Origin of the sequence: Pseudalkalibacillus decolorationis, assembly GCF_024609785.1 — a bacterium.
Lineage (GTDB): Bacteria > Bacillota > Bacilli > Bacillales > Fictibacillaceae > Pseudalkalibacillus > Pseudalkalibacillus decolorationis.
This window is the reverse complement of record NZ_JANHJQ010000001.1, coordinates 181686-203475: the sequence shown is the minus strand read 5'-3', so window position 1 is coordinate 203475 and position 21790 is coordinate 181686. Positions and strand designations below refer to the sequence as shown.

At 39.3% G+C, this 21790-nt stretch carries 25 protein-coding genes; 15 read left to right on the top strand and 10 right to left on the bottom strand.

Going from position 1 to position 21790, the window contains the following annotated elements:
- Positions 1 to 8 precede the first annotated feature (8 nt).
- From NON16_RS01015 to NON16_RS00975, 9 genes are all read left to right on the top strand, one after another.
- Positions 9 to 680, top strand: coding sequence for a YrrS family protein (locus NON16_RS01015; RefSeq protein ID WP_257346185.1), 672 nt, complete (start codon positions 9 to 11; stop codon positions 678 to 680).
- Between the two features lie 172 nt (positions 681 to 852).
- Positions 853 to 1497: a class I SAM-dependent DNA methyltransferase gene (locus tag NON16_RS01010; protein ID WP_257346182.1), complete on the top strand. Its 645-nt coding sequence runs from the start codon at positions 853 to 855 to the stop codon at positions 1495 to 1497.
- Positions 1498 to 1510: 13 nt separating this feature from the next.
- Positions 1511 to 2215: a 5'-methylthioadenosine/S-adenosylhomocysteine nucleosidase gene (gene mtnN / locus NON16_RS01005; RefSeq protein WP_257346180.1), complete on the top strand. Its 705-nt coding sequence runs from the start codon at positions 1511 to 1513 to the stop codon at positions 2213 to 2215.
- Positions 2208 to 2678, top strand: a complete 471-nt coding sequence (locus NON16_RS01000; protein ID WP_257346177.1) for an S-ribosylhomocysteine lyase — start codon at positions 2208 to 2210, stop codon at positions 2676 to 2678. The genes mtnN and NON16_RS01000 overlap by 8 nt, the downstream gene beginning before the upstream one ends.
- A 5-nt stretch (positions 2679 to 2683) precedes the next feature.
- Entirely contained in the window at positions 2684 to 3607 is a 924-nt protein-coding gene (locus NON16_RS00995) for a PLP-dependent cysteine synthase family protein (protein ID WP_257346174.1), read from the top strand.
- Between the two features lies 1 nt (position 3608).
- Positions 3609 to 4745, top strand: coding sequence for a bifunctional cystathionine gamma-lyase/homocysteine desulfhydrase (locus NON16_RS00990; RefSeq protein WP_257346171.1), 1137 nt, complete (start codon positions 3609 to 3611; stop codon positions 4743 to 4745).
- Between the two features lie 124 nt (positions 4746 to 4869).
- Complete coding sequence (locus NON16_RS00985) at positions 4870 to 5106, top strand: YrhC family protein (RefSeq protein WP_257346169.1); 237 nt, start codon at positions 4870 to 4872, stop codon at positions 5104 to 5106.
- A 518-nt stretch (positions 5107 to 5624) separates the two neighbouring features.
- The gene (locus tag NON16_RS00980; protein WP_257346168.1) at positions 5625 to 5774 is read left to right on the top strand and encodes a YrzI family small protein; all 150 of its coding nucleotides are present in this window, start codon (positions 5625 to 5627) and stop codon (positions 5772 to 5774) included.
- 129 nt (positions 5775 to 5903) lie between these two features.
- A complete protein-coding gene (locus tag NON16_RS00975; protein WP_257346164.1) occupies positions 5904 to 6050 on the top strand; it encodes a hypothetical protein in 147 nt (48 codons plus the stop codon).
- Between the two features lie 309 nt (positions 6051 to 6359).
- Here NON16_RS00975 and NON16_RS00970 read toward each other — a convergent pair whose 3' ends face one another.
- Entirely contained in the window at positions 6360 to 7193 is an 834-nt protein-coding gene (locus NON16_RS00970; protein ID WP_257346161.1) for an AraC family transcriptional regulator, read from the bottom strand.
- Between the two features lie 137 nt (positions 7194 to 7330).
- Here NON16_RS00970 and NON16_RS00965 point away from each other — a divergent pair, with 137 nt between their 5' ends.
- From NON16_RS00965 to NON16_RS00950, 4 genes are all read left to right on the top strand, one after another.
- The gene (locus tag NON16_RS00965) at positions 7331 to 8317 is read left to right on the top strand and encodes a Gfo/Idh/MocA family protein (RefSeq protein WP_257346157.1); all 987 of its coding nucleotides are present in this window, start codon (positions 7331 to 7333) and stop codon (positions 8315 to 8317) included.
- Positions 8314 to 9102 (top strand): TIM barrel protein, encoded by a 789-nt coding sequence (locus NON16_RS00960; protein WP_257346154.1) that lies wholly within the window; start codon positions 8314 to 8316, stop codon positions 9100 to 9102. The genes NON16_RS00965 and NON16_RS00960 overlap by 4 nt, the downstream gene beginning before the upstream one ends.
- A 114-nt stretch (positions 9103 to 9216) precedes the next feature.
- Complete coding sequence (sigK, locus tag NON16_RS00955) at positions 9217 to 9933, top strand: RNA polymerase sporulation sigma factor SigK (protein WP_257346151.1); 717 nt, start codon at positions 9217 to 9219, stop codon at positions 9931 to 9933.
- A gap of 150 nt (positions 9934 to 10083) precedes the next feature.
- Complete coding sequence (locus NON16_RS00950) at positions 10084 to 11055, top strand: cation diffusion facilitator family transporter (protein WP_257346634.1); 972 nt, start codon at positions 10084 to 10086, stop codon at positions 11053 to 11055.
- On the opposite strand, the gene NON16_RS00945 is transcribed toward NON16_RS00950, so the two are convergent.
- The 3 genes from NON16_RS00945 to NON16_RS00935 all read right to left on the bottom strand — a co-directional run bounded on the left by NON16_RS00945 (position 11052) and on the right by NON16_RS00935 (position 14514).
- Entirely contained in the window at positions 11052 to 12356 is a 1305-nt protein-coding gene (locus NON16_RS00945; RefSeq protein ID WP_257346149.1) for a hemolysin family protein, read from the bottom strand. The two genes, NON16_RS00950 and NON16_RS00945, sit on opposite strands and share 4 nt — an antisense overlap.
- Before the next feature lie 41 nt (positions 12357 to 12397).
- A complete protein-coding gene (locus tag NON16_RS00940; protein ID WP_257346632.1) occupies positions 12398 to 12784 on the bottom strand; it encodes a MerR family transcriptional regulator in 387 nt (128 codons plus the stop codon).
- Between the two features lie 377 nt (positions 12785 to 13161).
- Entirely contained in the window at positions 13162 to 14514 is a 1353-nt protein-coding gene (locus tag NON16_RS00935; RefSeq protein ID WP_257346146.1) for an amino acid permease, read from the bottom strand.
- A gap of 394 nt (positions 14515 to 14908) precedes the next feature.
- Here NON16_RS00935 and NON16_RS00930 point away from each other — a divergent pair, with 394 nt between their 5' ends.
- Together NON16_RS00930 and NON16_RS00925 are read left to right on the top strand one after the other, a co-directional pair.
- On the top strand, positions 14909 to 15655 hold the full coding sequence (locus NON16_RS00930; RefSeq protein WP_257346143.1) for a Cof-type HAD-IIB family hydrolase: 747 nt from the start codon (positions 14909 to 14911) through the stop codon (positions 15653 to 15655).
- 316 nt (positions 15656 to 15971) lie between these two features.
- Positions 15972 to 17753: a M3 family oligoendopeptidase gene (locus NON16_RS00925; protein ID WP_257346140.1), complete on the top strand. Its 1782-nt coding sequence runs from the start codon at positions 15972 to 15974 to the stop codon at positions 17751 to 17753.
- Between the two features lie 257 nt (positions 17754 to 18010).
- Here NON16_RS00925 and pssA read toward each other — a convergent pair whose 3' ends face one another.
- The 6 genes from pssA to NON16_RS00895 all read right to left on the bottom strand — a co-directional run bounded on the left by pssA (position 18011) and on the right by NON16_RS00895 (position 21789).
- Entirely contained in the window at positions 18011 to 18550 is a 540-nt protein-coding gene (gene pssA, locus NON16_RS00920; protein ID WP_257346137.1) for a CDP-diacylglycerol--serine O-phosphatidyltransferase, read from the bottom strand.
- Between the two features lie 322 nt (positions 18551 to 18872).
- The gene (mnhG, locus tag NON16_RS00915) at positions 18873 to 19229 is read right to left on the bottom strand and encodes a monovalent cation/H(+) antiporter subunit G (protein ID WP_257346136.1); all 357 of its coding nucleotides are present in this window, start codon (positions 19227 to 19229) and stop codon (positions 18873 to 18875) included.
- Entirely contained in the window at positions 19210 to 19500 is a 291-nt protein-coding gene (locus tag NON16_RS00910; protein WP_257346133.1) for a Na(+)/H(+) antiporter subunit F1, read from the bottom strand. The genes mnhG and NON16_RS00910 overlap by 20 nt, the downstream gene beginning before the upstream one ends.
- On the bottom strand, positions 19497 to 19973 hold the full coding sequence (locus tag NON16_RS00905; protein ID WP_257346130.1) for a Na+/H+ antiporter subunit E: 477 nt from the start codon (positions 19971 to 19973) through the stop codon (positions 19497 to 19499). Before NON16_RS00905 ends, NON16_RS00910 begins: the two co-directional genes overlap by 4 nt.
- Before the next feature lie 6 nt (positions 19974 to 19979).
- A complete protein-coding gene (locus NON16_RS00900; protein WP_257346127.1) occupies positions 19980 to 21458 on the bottom strand; it encodes a Na+/H+ antiporter subunit D in 1479 nt (492 codons plus the stop codon).
- Complete coding sequence (locus NON16_RS00895; protein ID WP_257346124.1) at positions 21451 to 21789, bottom strand: Na(+)/H(+) antiporter subunit C; 339 nt, start codon at positions 21787 to 21789, stop codon at positions 21451 to 21453. The genes NON16_RS00900 and NON16_RS00895 overlap by 8 nt, the downstream gene beginning before the upstream one ends.
- Position 21790: the final 1 nt, after the last annotated feature.

Here is a 21790-nt window from a genome sequence, read left to right as displayed (position 1 = left end):
GGGGAACGATGAAGAAAGATTTTTCTTTTCAAACAAGACATGAACGGACCCAAAAGAAAAAGCAAAACTTGATATTAAATCTGTTGATTGGGGTTGTGTTTATTGCAATCTTAGCAATTGGGGCTTCCTTGTTATTTAGTGAAGACGAGAAAGCTTCGAACACAGACCCATCAAATGAAAATACAACAACATCAGAGGAAGAACAACAATCAGATGCAAACGACAGTAAAAATAACTCATCTGACAGTGAAACGAAAGAACCTTCAGATGATACGAATAAAGAAAGTGTGAAAGATGAGGAAGATAAGGCTGAGGACGATTCGGATAAGTCTAAGGAAGATGGGCAAGAAGGTACGTATAAATCGGCTGAAGAAGGTGGCCCTGATGCTTCATTGGAACCAGTGGGAACGGTTCAAGAAGGAGAACACGTCTCAAGCTATGATACTGGTTCAGTAGACTGGAAAGAAAAGAAAGAGGCGCTTCAATACGCAACAGGGATTCCAGCGGATCAAATTACCTACTGGAGAATTGAAAACGGTGGATCCCCTCAAAAATCAAAAGGGATTGTCAGCAGACCAGAAGACAAAGCTAATCCATTTGTTGTTATGCTCCAATGGGTTGATGGAGAAGGATGGAAACCAATATCTGTAGAACGTGTACCTGGAGCTGCAGGCAACTAAATAGATGATAGTAAACAGGGATGACTTCCAAAATGCGGGGAGCATCCCTGTTTCTTTATATAGAGCGGAATTTGTTGTCTTTTTAACAGAGATATGATAACGTAGTAGCCGTATTCAATTTAATTCATAGTATAATGATAGGAATAATATAGATTAAAAGGATGTGGCTTAAGTGGGTAGAGAGTTTATTGACCTTTTTAACGAATGGGCAGACTCTTATGATGAAACTGTAAGCGGGAAAGACAACGAATACCACGAAGTTTTTGAGCAATATCAGGACATTCTAAATCGCGTCGCCCAAGAATCATCGGGTACTGTATTAGAGTTTGGTGTAGGAACAGGTAATTTATCGGAACGATTGCTTGAAAATGGTTTAAATGTTATAGGTGTTGAACCTTCTCAAGCTATGAGGGAGAAAGCACAAAGCCGTTTTCCGGATCTATCCCTTTTAAATGGCGACTTTTTAACGTTTCCAACTCTCAAAATACAAGTAGATACAATTGTCAGCACGTATGCCTTTCACCACTTAACTGATAAAGAGAAGGATGAAGCAATCCGTAACTATGGAAAGCTACTCGGTAACAATGGTAAAATTGTATTTGCGGACACCGTTTATGAACATGAACAAGGTAAACGAGAGATTCATGATAGAGTGAAGAAGCAGGGTTACAGTAATCTGTTGGAAGACTTACAAAGAGAATACTACACGACAATCGGTGTCTTATCTGAAAGCTTTAATACCCATGGCTTTGAAGTTTCGTATGAACGACTTAATAGGTATGTGTGGTTAATTAAAGCGACCAAAAAAGAGAAGTAAAGGAACGTGAACAATGAAAATTGCTATTATTGGAGCAATGAATGAAGAAGTTGAACTTGTCCTAAATTCAATAGGTGATTATAAGGAAAAGACAATTGCAGGAAGCACATTTTATACAGGAGAATTCGAAGGGCAGGAAATCATCCTTCTGAAATCGGGTATTGGTAAAGTGAACGCGGCAATTGCAACTACCCTTTTAAATCAGGTCTATCAGCCAGACTATGTCATAAACACTGGATCAGCAGGTGGTTTTCATCCCGATTTAAATGTAGGAGATGTCGTAATTTCAACTGAAATTCGTCATCATGATGTCGATGTGACGGCGTTTGGTTATGAATATGGGCAAGTCCCCCAACTTCCGGCGCATTATCAACCTGACGAAATGCTCGTTCGAACAGCCGAGGAATGTGCGAAGGATGTCACCGAAATGCAGGTAGTAAAAGGCATGATCGCTTCGGGTGATTCTTTTATGAATAACGCGGAGCGAGTTGCATTTATTAGGACGAAATTCCCAACGTTATTTGCTGCTGAAATGGAAGCAGCAGCAGTAGGACAGGTTTGTCATCAATTTAAGGTTCCCTTTGTCGTCATTCGTTCGTTATCCGATATTGCGGGGAAAGATGCCCCAATGTCATTTGAACAATTTTTGAAAATTGCAGCCAAAAACTCTGCAGAATTGATACTAAAAATGATTAAGGAGCTGAAGAAGCATGGCTAAAAAAATGAATGTAGAAAGTTTTAACCTCGATCATACGAAAGTACGGGCACCATATGTACGTCTTGTCGGCGTAACTAAGGGTGACAATGGTGATGAAATCTCTAAATATGATATTCGCTTTAAACAACCAAATAAGGAATATATGTTGATGCCCGGTCTTCATTCTCTAGAGCACTTGATGGCCGAAAACATCCGTAACCATCATGAACGTGTCATTGACATTGGACCAATGGGCTGTCAAACCGGATTTTATTTATCGGTATTAAACCATTCAGATTATGATGAGATTTTAGATGTACTTGAAAATACGTTAAATGATGTCCTCAAAGCAGATGAAGTTCCAGCATGTAATGAAGTACAGTGCGGCTGGGCGGCAAACCATAGTCTTGAAGGAGCAAAGGAAATTGCCGCGACAATGCTTGAGAAACGTGGAGAATGGAAAGACGTTTTCGGAGAGGAATAAACAGCATGAGGTATTATAAGAACGTTCAGGAATTGATCGGTCATACACCGCTTGTGGAGATTACCAACTTTGATCTCCCTAATGGTGTAAGGCTTTTTGCGAAACTTGAATTTTATAATCCGGGTGGAAGCATTAAAGATCGACTTGGTAAAGAACTTCTTGAAGAAGCCTTTACAAGTGGAAAATTGAAACCAGGTGGGACAGTGATTGAACCGACAGCTGGTAATACAGGTATCGGACTCGCGCTTGCTGCAGTTAACAAAGGAATAAACGTCACCTTTGTCGTACCTGAACGATTCAGTGAGGAAAAGCAAGAACTGATGCGTGCGTTAGGAGCGACAATTGTTAACACACCAACAGAAAAAGGTATGGTTGGTGCAATTGAAAAAGCGAAGCAACTCGAAAAGGAAACCGAGGGCGCCTATTATCCAGCGCAATTTGCAAACCCTGCTAATCCGAATACGTATTATAAGACGTTAGGACCTGAAATATACAACGCTCTTGATGGAAAAGTCGACATTTTCTTAGCTGGTGCAGGAACTGGTGGTACATTCATGGGTACAGCTCGTTACCTTAAAGAGCAAAACCCTAACGTGAAAACAGTGATTATTGAACCTGAGGGCTCTATTTTAAACGGTGGTGAACCCGGACCACATAAAGCAGAAGGGATCGGCATGGAGTTTTTACCAGATTATATGGATACCGAATACTTTGATGCGATTCATACTGTCACAGATGTGGACTCATTTGATCGGGTGAAGGAAGTTGCTCATAAGGAAGGGTTACTAGTTGGAAGCTCTTCAGGTGCAGCGCTCCATGCTGCTTTAATCGAAGCGGAAAATGCACCTGAAGGTAGTCATATCGTTACGATCTTTGCAGACAGCAGTGAACGATACTTAAGTAAAAAGATCTATCAGGGAGGTATTTAAGATGAAGCGTAAAACAAAAATGATTCACGGTGGCATCGTTGGTGACGAACTCACTGGTGCAGTTACAACACCGATTTATCAAGTAAGTACGTATAAGCAAGAAAGCGTAGGAAACTTCAAAGGGTATGAATACTCACGGACAGGAAACCCGACACGTCATGCACTGGAAGAATTAATCAAAGACCTAGAGGAAGGCGAAGCAGGTTTTGCCTTCGGTTCAGGGATGGCGGCAATCAATTCGATTATGATGATGTTCAACTCTGGGGACCACGTTATTTTTACTGATGATGTATACGGCGGTACGTATCGTCTTGTATCCAAAGTATTGAACCGGATTGGATTAGATTCTACATTTGTAGATACAAGTAATCTTGATAATATTGAATCAGCAATCCAGGACAATACAAAAGCGATTTATGTAGAAACACCAACAAATCCATTATTAAAAGTAACCGACATTGATGGTGCTTCTAAGATAGCCAAGAAGCATGATCTCCTATTAATTGTTGACAATACGTTTAACACACCATACTGGCAAACACCAATCACGCATGGGGCAGATATTGTGTTGCATAGTGCTACAAAATATATCGGAGGGCATAGTGATGTTGTAGCAGGGTTAGCAGTTGTGAATTCTAAAAAGCTTGCGGAAGAGCTGCATTTCATTCAAAACTCCGCTGGAGCTATTCTTGGGCCCCAGGATTCATGGCTCTTGATTCGTGGTATTAAAACGTTGGGACTTCGAATGGAAGCGACCGAGAGCAATACGAAGCAGATCGCTGAATTCCTTGAAGGGCATCCTGCTGTTACTAAAATTTATTATCCTGGGTTACAATCCCATCCAGGTCACGAGCTTGCCAAACGTCAATCTGATGGATTTGGAGGGATGATTTCGTTCGATGTCGGCAGTGTAGAACGTGCCGACCAAGTCCTGAGCAAGATCCGTTATTTCACTCTAGCAGAAAGCCTCGGTGCAGTGGAAAGCCTAATTTCCGCCCCAGCACGTATGACGCATGCATCTATACCAAAGGATCGTCGTAATGAGTTAGGGATTACAGATGGTCTAATTCGAATTTCTGTCGGTATTGAAGATGCAGAAGATCTTATTGAAGACTTGAAACAAGCCTTGGAGGATTAAGGAACGGACCATTTAGAAGTTATATGGAAGAACGGGATAATACATTGGAAACATCCGGTAGTTTGCTAAACTCCTTATTCTCAACCATTATCCGTGTTAAAATGCGGTAAAGGGGTGGGCAAATATGTCAAAAGCAATGATTAATGATTTAAAAATTAAAATTGCGGATTACAAACGATTCAGCTTTATGCTTCTTTCATTAAGTGCCTTTTTATATATCGGTAGCATCATCCCTTTTGAAGGAAAAGAGGGGATGGATCAGATTGTCCTATTAGCGGTCAGCTATTGCTCAATAGGGATTGCACTGTTCTTTTATCGTAAAATTACCATCTGGAAAAAGATAGTAAAGGAAGAATCATAGATTTCTAAGGAGAGGCTTTAACGAGCGTCTCTTTTCTTTTGCACTTATGTTATGAAAAAATTTCTGAATAGGTAAAAACCCCATTTTCAGAAAAAATCAACTAATTTAACAGTTTGGGGTTTACATTTGAGATGATTGTGGATATAATTAGCATCGAAGGTTAATAATAACATAAGGAGGTCGAACAAAATGATGAAATTCATTCAACTAAAATCCAACCAACAACTAAATCAAATATGTAGTTCGGCCGTCAATGAGACTGCGTTTTAACCGATTTAACTAAACCTGTTAAAAACGCCACAGGCCGACGACTGCCTGTGGCTTTCTTATGCCTAAATCTAGATATAATTCTTAGTTAGGTGTTAACGCCATGGGTAGGTAAGTGTGCCCGTGGCGTTTTTATTATGGATGAAATTGAAAGGAGGAAGACGAATGATAAAACTTTTTCAGGAAACAAAACGTTGGCAAAAGCTGGAAGTACCCCACAAATAATCATCATAGAAAGGAGGGTTTCCACTATGATGCCGATGCACTTATTTATTTTAACAATCGTCAAAAATGTTTTCAAAAGCGAGATGACATACGAAAAGCTCGAACAAAAACAACAAGTTGAGCAATTCTATAATGATTCACGTGATAAAGCATTTTATTACATGCACATGATGTAACCACAACTCTTACGAAGGAAGGTAGAAGAAAATGATAAGAGGTTTTTCAGGAAAAGTATTTCTTGATTGGATGGTAACGGAGAAAGATACGACCTGAAAGGAAGTTAAGATAAAAAGAGGTGATTCAATATGATGCCATTTCACATATTCATTCTGGCTGTTTTTAAAAAGGTCCGTTCCAATCGCGATGCTCTATCGGTCGAAAACGATCAGCGCGTCCGCAAGCTAATGGATGAGGCACACGATAAATCAGCACAGTATTTAAATTTATTTTAAGAATAAAGACGTTTAATTTCGTTAAATAAAAGCAAACGGGGACGCCACCGTTTGCTTTTATTGAAGGATAAGAAAGTAATCGATTTACTTTCTTAATAATTGAGCTAAATAATTTGGACTGTTTCATCATCAAATAGAATGTTGCACAATTGAATAAAAAACAACCAGTTTAGAAAAGATTGAACTTTATCTCGAATGATGGACACCTATCAGAAAGTCCATTATTCGGGATTTTCTATAATTGACTATTTATCAGAACTAATTGTAAAGGATTAAAACATATACGACTTATCAATAACAAATATTAATTCATCCACCTTTTTTATATGTTCCAGGTGTTACCTGATATTTCTTTTTGAACACTCTTATAAAATAGCTGTATTCTATTCCAACTCTTGCGGCTACTTCTTGTATAGGCATTTCTGGATTTTCTTCGAGTAAAAAAACGGCTTTCTCAAAGCGGAAAGATTCTAAATAATCACGGGGTGTTTGACCGTAAATTCTTCGGAAGAGCCTTGTAAAATGCTGCGGTGTATACCCCGCGATACTGGATAAGTTAGAAATTTGCAATTGTTCTGCATAGTGCTCTTGAATTAATTCCACAACCTTTTGGATATTTTCATTTGCAAAAATGTTTCCAGCTTTTTTTGTCTGTTCGGGTTTCGATTTTGTCAACTTTCGCAAATTCAAAAGAAAGGTATACAAGTTGGATGATGCTGCCCATTGTGCATCCGAACCATTAAAATTGACAATATTCCAAATCCTTTCAATATATTCCCATGCTGTTGAAAAAGACCTTACCTGAAAGACCTTTGGCTTATTGAATTGAAGTGAGTCTAAGAGCGATTTTGAAGCAGCCCCCCCAAACCCGACATATCCAAGTGTCCACGGTTTTTTTGAAGCAGGAAAATATTCGTGGGGGATACCAGCCGGGATGACGATGGCTTCCCCGGCACCCAATTCAAATTCTTCCATTCCAAATAATCGAAACACACCTTTTCCACTACTAGATAAAAAGACCTGGTGAACTGAGAACCCTACCGATCTGTTTACATAGGTTTGGTTGTGAGATCCAATAGAATATAAAAAAATCGGAATGGACTGATCTTCATCCGGTGTATTGAGAAAAAGGGTTTGATGCATTTCTTCACCCCGCGAAATGTTCTAAATCTCCTATTGATAAGTTATTTTTATCCTACTATATTCCGAATCTTTTATCTATTATAAAAATAGCAAGACAACTCAGGTCCAATTGTAAGCCATAATAGGAGGAAAAAATCATGACAATGAAAATCGGTTTTATTGGAACAGGCGGGATTGCAAAAGCTCATTTGAATAATTTGGCGACCATCGAGGGTGCTGAGGTCACCGCTTTCTGTGATATTGACTTGACAAGAGCGGAGAAAGAGGCACAACAATGGACAGAGGCGAAAGCATATACGGATGTTGATGAAATGCTTGATGACACCACGTTGGATGCGGTGTACATTTGCGTTCCGCCTATGGCACATGGAGCACCCGAAAATGCGGTTATCGAAAGGGGAATTCCATTCCTTGTTGAAAAACCGTTGGCCATTGACAAAAGAAAACCAAATGAAATTGTTAAGAAAATTGAATCCAAAAAGCTCATTACATCTGTCGGGTATCATTGGAGATACCTTGAAGGTGTCCAAAGAGCATCGTCTTTACTTTCCGATCGAAAAAGCGGAATGGCGCTTGGTTATTGGATGGGAGGAATGCCGATGGTACCGTGGTGGAGAAAAAAAGATGGATCCGGTGGCCAATTTATTGAACAAACGACACACATTGTGGATCTGTTAAGGTACCTATGCGGTGAAGTCGACGAAGTGTATACAGCTTGCAGCCAACGGGTTATGCATGAAAAAGTGGAAGGGACAACTGTGTATGATGTGGGAACGGTGACAATGAAGCTCAATAACGGGATGGTTGCAACGATTTCAAATACATGTTTGTCGCCTGTAGGTCATAAAGTTGGACTTGATATTTATACTGATCTAGGAGTGTTGGAAATTTCAAGCGCTGGACTGAAGGAAATAGGTCCGAATCTGATTTCGGAGTATAAGGAATTGAAAAATCCTTATTTTGTAGAGGATGAAGTATTTATTAACGCAGTTCGTACCGGGGATCCAACGAATATATTATCAGACTACAAGGATTCGGTAAAAACACATGAAATAACAATTGCCGCTAACGAATCAGCCGAAACTGGAAAATCTGTATCTTTAAAGGAGATGTCACGACTATGAAATATTCACTATGCATAGGAGCCTATCCCGATAAGGATATTCTTTATCACCTTGAAAAAGTAAAAGAACATGGGTTTCACGGATTGGAATACTATGGATGGGAACAGCTTGACGTCGATATTGTTGCAAAGGAACAAGAGCGTATCGGGGTGGGCATCATTGCAACTTGTACCCGATATTTCAACCTTGTTGATTCAAGCAAAAGAGAGGAATATTTACAAGGTTTGAAAGAGACTATAGATGCATGTGATAAACTGGGAACAAAATCAATCATAACACAAACAGGAAATGTAATTGAAAATGTCCCTCGTGAAGTACAACAGCAAGCGATGGTGGAAACATTAAAACAGTGTGCCTTCCTTTGTGAAGAAGCTGGGGTGACCTTAGAAGTCGAACCATTGAACGGGCTTGTGGACCACAAAGGCCATTTCATTCAGTACTCCGATGAAGCTGTTTCGATCATCGATCAAGTCGGCAGTCCGAATGTAAGACTAGTATTTGATGTCTATCATCAACAAATTACAGAAGGAAATGTCATACGTAATGCAACGAATTACAAAGATCGGATCAGTCACTATCATATTGCCGATAACCCGGGAAGAAAACAACCAGGGACTGGTGAACTGAATTATGTAAACATCCTCAGATCGATTAAGGAAGCGGGTTTCGACGGTTATGTCGGTCTCGAATGTGGTTATACGATTGATACCGATATCGCATTAAATGAATTTAAGAAAAATATATTACAGAAAGTAGAACTACCTGGAGTAGAAGTAAGTAGGTAAGTAAGTAGCTGGCCATCACTACTGATTTCAATTTTTAAAATAGGTACAGACACAACCAAGCCCATTCCTTCATAGGATTAAGTATGTGTGATAGTTGCCAATGGAGGTGATGGTGTGTCGAGTATTATCGCAGCACTGGCTTACTTTTTTAAAGAATTGATGTTCTTTGTTTCCTACGTAAAGAACAATGCTTTCCCACAACCCCTTTCATCAGAAGAAGAAAAAAGATACTTAAAGGAAATGGCTGAAGGTAGTCAGGAGGCAAGAAATCGATTAATTGAACATAACTTAAGACTCGTCGCCCATATTTGTAAGAAATTCGAAAATACAGGTGAGGACAACGAGGATTTAATTTCCATTGGAACAATTGGGTTAATAAAAGCGATTGAAAGCTACTCGAGAGGAAAGGGAACGAAGCTTGCAACCTATGCTGCTAGATGTATCGAAAATGAAATTCTAATGCACCTACGAGCAATCAAGAAAACGAAGAAGGACGTCTCCTTACAAGACCCGATCGGTACAGATAAAGAAGGGAACGAGATTTCCTTGATTGACGTATTAAAAGCCGACCTAGATGACATTGTCGATACAATCCAATTAAAAATGGAAAAGAAACAGATTTACGAGCATATCCACATCCTTGATGAGAGGGAAAAAGAGGTCGTCGTCGGTCGGTTCGGCCTCGATATGGAAAAAGAACGGACCCAAAGGGAGATCGCTAAAGACCTTGGTATATCAAGAAGCTATGTCTCCCGAATCGAAAAACGGGCACTGATGAAATTGTTCCATGAGTTCTATCGACAAAGACAAGATAAAGAAAAGGGAAGATAGGGTAATGGGCAGCTCACGGCAACTATGGCGTGGGCTGTTCAATTTATTAATGATTAATATCAATGCTAAATACAACACACCTATTGTATTGAATACTGCACCTCTCACTTGGTGATAATGAGATTAACTTCTAATGGGTCGGGTGAGATGATGTCATTGATAAAACTACTTAGAAAAGGCAATAAATCATCAGGTATAGCAGCCGCTGGGAATACAATCTTAGCGATAATAAAAGGTATTGCAGCAGGAATTAGTGGAAGTGGAACGATGCTTGCCACTACACTGCATTCCGCTGCTGATGCAACAAACCAAGGATTCGTCTTTTTTGGGAGCGCACTTGCTGAAAAAGAACCTACCAAACGTTTTCCCACGGGCTTTGGTAGGGTTGTAAACCTTTTTGTTCTAGTTGCTGTGGTTGTCGTTTCGATTATGGCGTATGAAACGATTATCAAGGGTTGGGAGCTAATTATGCACCCTAAACCATCCTCAAATATATGGTTGAACGTGGGTATTCTGCTTATTGCGATTATCATTGATGGATACGTACTTATTAAAGCTTCCAAAGAGATTATTAAGGAAACACGAACGGAAGCAAGCGGATTGGGTATATTTAAGGGTGCTATGAAAGCTGTCTCACTTGCTGCCCCGCCAACCAGATTGGTTTTTTATGAGGATATCATTGCAACATTCGGTGCTTTCCTTGCGCTCGTATCGGTTGTGTTGTCTTACTTAACAGGGTTCTACCTCTTGGATGGAGTTGGGACGTTGTTAATTGGGTTATTATTAATAGGTATAGCATTGAAAATTGGATATGAAAACACGATTGGACTGATTGGTGTGACAGCTCCCAAGGTCGTTGTTGATCGTGTCGCTGACATGATACTCTCCCATACAGATGTGGTCGATATTTACGATATGCGCGTTCTTCAAGAAGGGAGAAAGTATCACGTTGAGAGTTATATAGAGCTCAGGAAAGGCTTTTCTCTTGCTGATGCTGATGATATAAAGTTCAAAGTAAAGGAAATGTTATTAGAGGACTCAGACATTGGGGATGTCACATTAGGGATATTGGAAACCGATGAGCTGGAAAGCTGGGATAAGGAAAAAAGGAACGAGGTTTAACCCGTTCCTTTTGCTTCGTTTAGCTTTTGAATTTCAAGTTCTTTAATTTGGTGACCGTCGTTTTCGGTAACTGTGAATTGAAATCCGCCTTTTTCAATCATTGTACCCTTTTCGGCTTCCATTTTTTCAGAAAGAACCCACCCGCCAATTGTATCAATATCGGAATTATCAATTTCTGTTCCAAGCATTTCGTTTACTTCGGAAATTAATACTTTAGCATCAACAATGGTTTTGTCTTTACTAACCTTTTGGAACATCGGTTTCTCATCAATATCGAACTCGTCTTGAATTTCACCAACAAGCTCTTCAATAATATCCTCCACCGTTAAAAGACCAGCAGTTCCACCGTATTCATCGACCACAATCGCCATATGACTTCTTGATTTCTGCAATTTCCTTAACAGTTCCTTAATCGGTGCTGTCTCACTTACATGAGCAACAGGGCGGACATATTCCTCTAGCGGTTTATGTTTATCACTAATATAGTCATTAAAGATTTCTTTCACGTTAACGACGCCAAGGATTCTGTCCTTGTCATCATCCGCTACAGGGTATCTGGTGTATTTTTCCTCTTTCATGATTGAAAGGTTTTCATCAAATGAATCTTCTAAAAATAAACACAACATTTCAGTTCGTGGTACCATGATTTCCTTCGCCATTTTCTCATCGAACTCGAATACATTGTTGACGAATTCCATCTCAGCTTGGTTTATCTCACCTTTTTTATAGCTTTCAGACAAAATCATTCGAAGCTCTTCTTCGGAGTGAGCGGCTTCGTGTTCATTAGCAGGAGGTAACCCGAACATTTTTACTAAAATCCGTGCTGCACCATTCAACGTCCAAATAAAAGGAAACATAATTCTATTAAAGAATATTAATGGCTTTGCTAACATTAAGCTAACGGTTTCCGCTTTTTGTATTGCAACAGATTTAGGTGCTAATTCCCCAAGTACGACATGCAAGAAGGTGATCGCTGAAAAAGCAATCGCAAAAGATAAGGTCGTAGCAACGGTTTCTGATAACTCGAAATTCTCAAATACAGGATGTAACAGGTCTTCGACTGTAGGTTCACCAAGCCATCCAAGTCCGAGTGCTGTAATTGTAATCCCTAATTGACACGCAGACAAATAGCCATCAAGGTTTCCAAGTATTTTTTGAACCGCTTTCGCATTTTGGTTTCCTTCATCAGCCAATGTATCAATTTTAGTTTTACGTATCTTTACAATTGCAAATTCTGCTGCTACGAAAAACGCAGTAAGCAGGATGAGTACCGCGACCATAAATAAATTAAATATTTCCATATGGGGGATGACAAATGAACAGAGTCAGCCCCTTACACCTCCTAAGTAATCAAAATCGTAATTGCTTGCATGATTGAAATGGTTTGCTGGTTAATCTTTTGATTTAACCAGCACTTTTGGTCCTCATTGAGGTTTGGATATCGACTGTTTAATTCAATAATTTCGGTTTCAATCTCTTTAAGCTTATCGAGTATCATTTCTACCTTATTAAATACTTCATCTTCACAGAATCGCTCTAATAAAACTTTAATTTCACCTAATGACATATTATTGCTTTTGCAATGTTGAATGATCTGGATGCGCGGTATAGATGACTCTTCATAAATTCGATAATTGGAACCTGTCCGCTCTGCGGTTAGGATTCCGATATTCGTATAATAGTCAATTGTACGTCTTGAGAGGCCTGTTTGTTCTGCTAGTTCACCAATCCGATAGTACTTCCCAAGGGAATCCCTCCCGTCTGTTTGATGATTTCATTATACCTTATTTCTGTTCAAAACCATACAGTTATACGTGACAGTTAGATTACAAATATTGTTAATTAAACAGGAAAAAGAGGAGCTGATCCAATCGTCAGCTCCTCAACTCAAACATGGATGGCTTAAGATTTAATTTTGGCAAGTTCCCCTTTTAAAAACTGCCATCAGGTTCTTGATTGTTTGTTCGGAAAAGTCAAAATGAATTCCAGCAGCTTCATAAACCTCTGGCAATGATTTGGGGTAGAGAATCTAACATCAATTCTGAATTGCCCCAAAATAGGACATGATGGTAAGAAAAAAATGAAAAAGTGCACAATGTTTGTTGATTAAAGTTTGGTTCGTTTCCCCAGTGTTCCTTTGCGATTGGTTTTATCCCAACTCACTTTTTTCATGATAAAACAAACGATACCAATAATCACTACGAAAATTACGCTAATGTAAAATCCGAAACGAACCTCTTTTTCCATTATTGTTCCACTTATACTAGCTATAATTAATAAAATCCCAACAAATGACAATAGTTTATCCCATAATTTTATTTGAATGATTTTGAAGGCGGAAATGATAATAAAAAACCAGTTGTACAAAAGCAATATACCAGCAGCAGTGGTAATATACTCATAAATTTTACCTGGTACTAAAAGTGCAGTAATAACCGAAGCCAATAGCCCAGCAGCACCGAGCCCTAATGAGGGAAGAGGCAAATCTTTATATCTTTTCATCTTCTTTGAAAAAAAGGAAGGGGCATCTCCGTCTTTCGCCAATGTTACTAGAAGATTGGTGACTCCGAATAATGCCGCTGTCATCGTTGAAAAACCAGCTATAATAATGGCGCCGTTAAATACATGGGGAAAGAAGGGTAGATGATAGCCGGATAAAGCAGTAACAAATGGACTTTCCTTGTCCGTAAACGAATCAAGAGGAACCATTATAACGGCGAGTCCTAACGATATTACATAGATGACCATCAGCAAGATTAACATGACCTTCCCAGCCTTAGGAGCATCATCTTTATTTTTGAGCTGCATCGCCAATAGACCGATTACCTCAATACCTCCATAAGCGTAAAAAGCATAGATGAGGGATGACCATAAACCGATAGGACCTTCTGGAAATAATTCTTTTGTGGAATTAGGTAAACCTTGCTGTTCAGCATCTCCATGGATCCACCCGAAAAGTGCGACTCCAGCCAGAATAATAAACATAATAATTGCGGCAGTTTTGATAACCGCAAATATATCTTCCACTTTATCGAATCCCTTTGTTCCCAACAGAACGACAAAGATTGAAAGAACCGCATATCCAGCTGCGAAAATCCATAGGGGGACATTGTGAAACCAAAAACGTGAAAGTATAGAGAGAGCTGTTAATTGACTTCCCATGATAAGAATATTTGAACACCAGTAATTCCAACCGCAGCTAAATCCTGCCCATCTACCATAGGCTTTGTTTGCATAGTAACAAAAGGATCCTTCTTGGGGATCTTCGGCAGTCATTTTTGCTAGTAGGCTAAAAACGATATAAGTTCCAATCGCTGCCAATATAAATGAGAATACAATCGATGGCCCTGTGACCTTTATACCGATGCTTGACCCTAGAAAATAGCCTGTCCCTATTGTGCAACCGATACCCATTAATGATAAATGCCACCATTTCAAATTCCCCTTGCTATTACTCATAAAAATGACCTCCTCACATACGACCAATAAATATATATTGTGCAATTGAAAAGAGTTTATTATGGGAGGTCAGCTCTAAAAGGAAAATACAGAGCAGGAGTAAATCAGTAGAGATATTATGGCTGATTTACCAATTCCGGTGAGCAACCAAATCTTTTAATTGCGTAAGGTCGCTCTTTTCGCGTCTTCTTTCAACTGATTCCACGGGCTGTACGTTGAACCTTCAAATACCTGAAAAGTTGATTCAAGTTCTCTTTTTGCTTATCATGAAGGGAGTTAAAGATCTTGTGATAAATCGCACGGTACAAACGCAAAAAGCAAATTTAAGTGGCTTTGCTCACCAATAAGTGACATGGATTTATAGTTTTTAGTAACTTTGAAAGGATCGGATAAAATGATGAAAGATGTTAGATTAATCGCTTTAGATATGGACGGTACACTTGTAAATCATGATGGCGAAGTATCAGTTGAGAATGAAAAAGCGATTCAACGTGCAAGGGAACAAGGCATTCATGTCATCTTAAGCACTGGGCGCTCCCTTTTTACATGTCGAGACATTTCTGATGCACTTGGCCGTTCTTCTTACATTATCACAGTGAATGGGGGAGAAATTTATGATCATGAATATAACTTAGTTGATAGTACCCCGCTTAATCATGAAATAGTGAAAGCTCTTTGGAAACTGAAAATCGAGCACGATATCAATTTCTGGACGTCTACAACACAAGGCTTATTCAATTCGCAGCGACCATTCAATAAGGAAATTGATACATATAATTGGCTTAAGTTTGGATTTGAAATACAGGATGACGAAGTTCGGCAGGTCGTAATGGACGAATTGTTGAGTAATACTGCACTCGAGATCACGAATTCTAGTCCAACCAATATCGAAATCAATCCAGCGGGTGTGAATAAGGCAGCAGCTCTGCTTAAAGTATGTAAGTGGTTGAATCTATCTATGGATCACGTGATGGCAGTAGGCGATAGCTTAAATGATCTCGCGATGATTCGTGAGGCAGGAATTGGTGTTGCAATGGGGAATGCACAAGAAGTTGTGAGGGAAGAAGCTGATTGGGTAACTGAAAATAATACAAATCATGGGGTTGCGAAGGCGATTGATCAGGTTCTCTCTTGTAAATAGAGAACTTAAAACAAACCATACTTAATTGGTAATAATTATAACATGAAAATCATTTTCGAAAAAAGAAGATTAATGATTAGGCAAAAGTGGAAGTATACATAAAAGGAGCGTTAAGAAAGGGTGAATTACGATGGCAGATATCCTTTTTCCTGCAGTATTGCTCATAATGCTTGTGTATTTCATGTACGCGTGTGCATACGACTAAAGAGAACGTGGTGATTCGTCACCCGTTCTTTTTTATTTTTACACAATTTCTTGGTTCTTTTTCGAATTTTCTTTATAATGGAAGTATTACATATTCGATAGGAGGCTATTTATGAAGTTAACGAAGTTATCACAATCATGGGACCTGGAAAACATTTTTGCTGGTGGTAGCGATTCTGAAGAATTAAAGGCATATATGAAATCCATTGAAGAAGATTTAGAGACGGTTAAGGATCGTGTGCAAAACTGTAACCCGGAGAGTCATCAGCAGCTGACAGTGGCAGTTGAGGAAATTAGTCAACTATCTGCAAAGCTTCATGAGACCGGAGCATTTGTAGGGTGTCTAGTGGCCCAAGACGTAAAAGACAAAGATGCTCTAGCACTACGTGCAAAAATTGAACAAATCAGTGCAAAATATCAATCTGTTTGGACGCGTTTTGAAGAGAAGTTAGCTCAGGTAACCGATAATGATTGGAAGACCTTATTACAACACGATGGTCTATATCCGTATTCATTTGTATTAAATGAGCGACGGACAAATGCGGTTGAAAAGCTTTCATATGATCAAGAGTCACTCATTAATGATCTTGCAGTAGATGGCTATCATGCTTGGTCCAACCTATACGATTTGGTAGTCGGGAAGATGAGCATTCCGTTTGAAGAAGACGGTGAGGTTAAAGAGTTGTCTGTAGGGCAATTGGACAATAAGCTATCCAGTATCGACCATGAAGTTCGACATAAAGCTTTTGAAAGCTATCAAAAGGCTTGGGAAGAGCAAGAAGATTTCTGTGCAGAAGCATTGAATCATCTCGCTGGATTCAGACTTAATACGTATGAACATCGTGACTGGTCATCTGTACTTAAGGAACCCCTCTCCATCAACCGAATGTCGCAAGAAACACTAGATACGATGTGGAATGTGATCGTTCAGCATAAGAAAACATTTGTGAAGTACCTTGAGCGGAAGGCAGATATGCTCGGTTTAGAAAAACTCGGGTGGACAGATGTCGAGGCACCTGTAGGAAATACAGATACCAAATTATCTTACGATGAAGCAGCGAACTTTATCATCGATCAATTTAAACAATTTAATCCGAAAATGAGTGAGTTTTCGAAGATGGCGTTTGAAAAATCATGGATTGAGGCAGAGGATCGTTCTGGTAAGCGACCTGGTGGATTCTGCACAAGCTTCCCGAATTCTAAAGAAACCCGAATCTTTATGACCTATTCAGGGTCTCCAAGCAACGTTTCTACACTTGCCCACGAGCTTGGTCATGCTTACCACCAGCATGTTATGGATGAACTTCCATATTTAAATCAGAACTATGCGATGAATGTAGCAGAAACAGCGTCCACTTATGCAGAAATGCTTGTTTCGGATGCAGCTGTTGAAAACGCAAGCTCTGAAGAGGAACGGGTCGTCCTACTTGAAGATAAAATACAACGGTCAATCGCCTTCTTCATGAATATCCATGCGCGTTTCTTATTTGAAACACGATTCTATGAGGAACGAAAAAAGGGTCAAGTCTCAGTCTTACGATTAAAAGAACTGATGGAAGACGCTCAGAAAGAAGCCCACTGTGATGCACTAGGAGAGTACCATCCTTACTTCTGGTCTTCTAAGCTACACTTCTATATTACGGATGTTCCATTTTACAATTTCCCGTACACATTCGGTTATCTGTTTAGTGCAGGGATCTATGCTAAAGCAAAGGAACAAGGTACGGCCTTTGAGGAAAAATATATTGCCTTACTTAAGGATACAGGGTCAATGTCAGTAGAGGAACTCGCTGAAAAACATCTTGGGGAAGATCTGACTAAACCACATTTTTGGAAGCAGGCGATCCAATTGTCTGTTCAGGATGTGGAAGAATTCTTATCGATAACCAAATAACGTGTTTAAAAGAGTCGCTAAATAATAAAATGCGAATCACATAAGAAAAGCGCAAGCGCCCGGCTTAGCCACGAAGGTCACTGGAAGACCGACGAGGAGGCTGTTGCCGCCGCAGGAGGACTGAAGTGATCCAAGTGGCTGGGCGCTGGAGCTAGACATCACTTCTATGCCTACAAAATTTTATACTTTCTTAACGTGTAAATAAAGGGAGTTGTTCATTGAACAACTCCCTTTATTATGATTAAATTATAGATCAGTTATTGCTTTTTCACTCGAACCGTGCTAATCATCAGAAATGAAAGAATTAGGACAAGGAACATAAGGACGAATCCCGGTAGTAGATTGGTTGTAAAGTAGGTGAGTGCCAGTATACAACCTGCAACTGTTATTGGCACCCCTGTGAAATGACCGTTAAATTCAGTAATGTTGAATCGTGCCAATCTGATTGCACCACAAATGATATAAATGAGAACAAAAACGATTCCAGGAATACCAAATTCATATAAACTCGCTTGATATATTAAAAAGGCTGGTGCAATTCCAAATGAAATTAGGTCACACAATGAGTCAAGCTGTTTACCGAATTCAGATTCAATTTGTAGCTTTCTGGCGACCATACCGTCAAACCGGTCAAACAATGCACATAGAAAGATAAACCAGAAACTTAGTTCCAGCTGTCCCTTAACGATAAAAAAGAGTGCAACTGCCCCGAGAGTAAGGTTTATTAAGGTTAGAATATTTGCAGTTTGACTTCTAAAACGTTTTAATGATTGGTCAAACCTCTCTAAAAAATACATGATTAGGTCACTCCCTACTGGTTTCTCCGTAAAGAAAGCCCAATTTATTAAGAAGTATAACTTTTTACGATTAAACCTATTATATGCCACATTTAGGGAATAAGAAAGAGTTTTTTAGATTCATTTGACCTTGAAATTAAAAAGACAGGGACAACTTCCTATCAAGAGCAGTGATGAAAGTACCTCAGATAAGAAGTCATTCCTGTCGTATTTGGCGCTTGCGCTTTTCTTACACGTTAAGAAAGTATAAAAATACTTTCTATAGTATAAGCGCAACTACGGCGATCACCTGCGCTAAGGCTTGGCGCTAGCCGAGTTTTCTTTAATCAGATGAGTCTTTTTTCATGTCTTCACCATTTGTTTGTAAGTCGTCTTTAATAGTACGATCAGATAGGGGTACACCTGTCCGATAGGCAGCCCTTGAAATCATGTGACCACTTACAGGTGCTGTTAGAAGTACAAATAAAATTCCAAGTATTAACTTTCCGCTGACCATATCATCTTCAAAAAGGAAAAAGAGGAAAGCAGCTAACATAACACCTGATACACCAAGTGTTGCGCTCTTTGAAGCAGCGTGCAACCTTGAGTAAACATCAGGAAAACGTAAGATGCCGATTGAACTTGAAAAAACAAAAAATGTGCCAGCTAAAAGGAGTACACTAATCACGACTTCGGTCAATGATGACCCCCCTCTCTAAGAATTTTGCAATGGCTACTGTTGCAATGAACGTTAATATTCCAATAAGCAAAATAATATCATTAAACATGCTTGTATTGAGATAAATCGCAAGAATACCAGTCATTGATATAAGATTAATACCAATTGTATCAATTGCAACGGCACGGTCCGGGTTGGATGGCCCTTTAATTGCTCGATAAAGCAACATTACAATCGATATTGAATTGACAATTAGACAAAGCCAAGTCACAGTCTCCAACAATGTACTCATCGGGTCACATCCTTTATTGCTTTTTCAAATGTATCTTTGATCTGGTTAATGGTTTCATCAATATCAGGAACGTCCATCGCATGGATATAAATAAATCGATTATCTGCTGAAACGTCAACTGATAATGTGCCCGGTGTTAATGTAATTAAATTAGCTAGTAATGTAATTTCCCAATTGGATTTCAGTTCGGTCGGGATCGCGATAATTCCGGGCTGCATATCCATCTTCGGCTTATAAACCATTTTCAGTACGTCGATATTTGCAATGAGAAGTTCTTTTATAAAGAGTAGAATTAGTCTCCATATTGCGATCACATAATGGAAATAGAACTTATCCGGAATAAACCGATTAAGTAGAAGTAATAGGAATATCCCAATCACAAACCCAACTAAAAAGCTAACAAAGGTATACGATTCTGATAGAAACATCCAAATTAGTCCAATAGCAAGGTTGATCAATAGTTGAAATGCCATTTTGATCTACTCCTTTAATACCGCGTCAACATATCCAGATGGATTCATGAGATCAACGCCGATTTGTTGAATGTGTGGAAGGAACCATTCTGCTCCAACTCCTAATAGAATTGAAAAGAACAACAAGAAAGAAATCGGAAAATAAAGTGGCTTGATGGAACGTTTTTCAGTTGGAAGAGACATGCTTTCGCCCCAAAAGCCTTGAACAAAAATTCGAATGACTGAAATCAGGATTAACAGACTTGCCAATAATCCAATACCAGCGACAATAAAGTTCTCATTTGCGAAGGCACTTTTTAGCAGTAACAGCTTACCGATAAATCCACTGAACGGAGGTATCCCGGCAAGCGTGATACATGCAATGAAAAACAGCCATCCAAGCAATGGGTAATGCTTAATTAGACCACTAATTTTCCTTAGGTCAGACGTTCCTGCAGCAATGGCTATAGCACCGACAAGAAAGAATAATGCGGCTTTGATAATCATATCGTGTATAAGGTAATAGACAGCTCCCGCAACGGATAAGTCGGTAAAGATTCCAATACCCATAACCATAAATCCGATTGCCGGAATAATGTTGTACGCAATAATTAATTTAATATTATTCGTCGAAAGGGCGCCTGCTACACCAAATAGTAATGTAAACCCTGCAAGGAAAATAAAGAAAGTATGTGTATAATCAATGTTTCCAATAAAAATCAGAGTGAATACTCTTAGAATCGAATATATACCAACCTTCGTCAACAGTGCACCAAACAGTGCAGAAATAACGGCTGGCGGCTTTGTGTAGGAGTGCGGCATCCAGAAATAGAGAGGGAATAATGCTCCTTTAGTTGCGAATACAACGAAAAAGAGAATCGCAATCGTCGTTAATATCCCATCTTGATTGACTTGGCCGACACGTTCTGAAAGCTGTGCCATATTGATGGTTCCTGTAACAGAGTATAGGAAGCTTACCGTTGTAACAAAGAGTATGGATGAAAATAAGTTTAATAGAACGTACTTAATCGATTCCCTTAATTGCTCTTTTGTTCCCCCAAGCACAATCATCCCATAGGACGCCATAAGCAATACTTCAAAAAATACAAACAGGTTGAAGATATCGCCTGTTAAAAAAGCCCCGCTCACACCCGCTATTAACATTAAGAAAAAGGTGTAAAAATAGTGTTCCTCCCGACCCTTATCTAGGGAGTTCGGTGCGTAAAAGGCGGATGCAACGGCAATGATATTCGTGGTTACAACAAGTACTATTGACAGGCCGTCACCAACAAGGATGATACCGTATGGAGCCATCCAGCCACCTGTTTCTAAGATGAGAGGCCCATCTTGAAGGATTACATAAGCCATATAACTGCTGACAATTAGGTTTATGATGGTAACAAGTTGTGCACCAACACGGACAACCATCAGTTTTTTTCTCCAAAACACCAAAATAGCGCCCGCAAGAAGTGGTATTAGTATTGGTAAAATGACTAAATTACTCATGATCGTTTCCCCTTAAATGTTCCATGTTATCTGTCTGGTTCGTTTTGTACGCTCGATAAGCTAATACGAGTAAAAAAGATGTAACCCCAAAACTAATAACGATGGAGGTTAAGATTAACGCCTGTGGAAGGGGGTCAACATAATCTTCTATACCTTCCACAAGAATGGGTGGAGCACCTCTATTTAGTTTTCCCATGGTAAGGATGAATAAATGTGCCCCATGAGATAATAAGGCTGTCCCGAAGATGATCTTTAATAATTGACGTTGAAGTAATAAGTACACTCCAGTAGCGAACAGTATACCTGCAAGTATTGACATCAAGATTTCCATA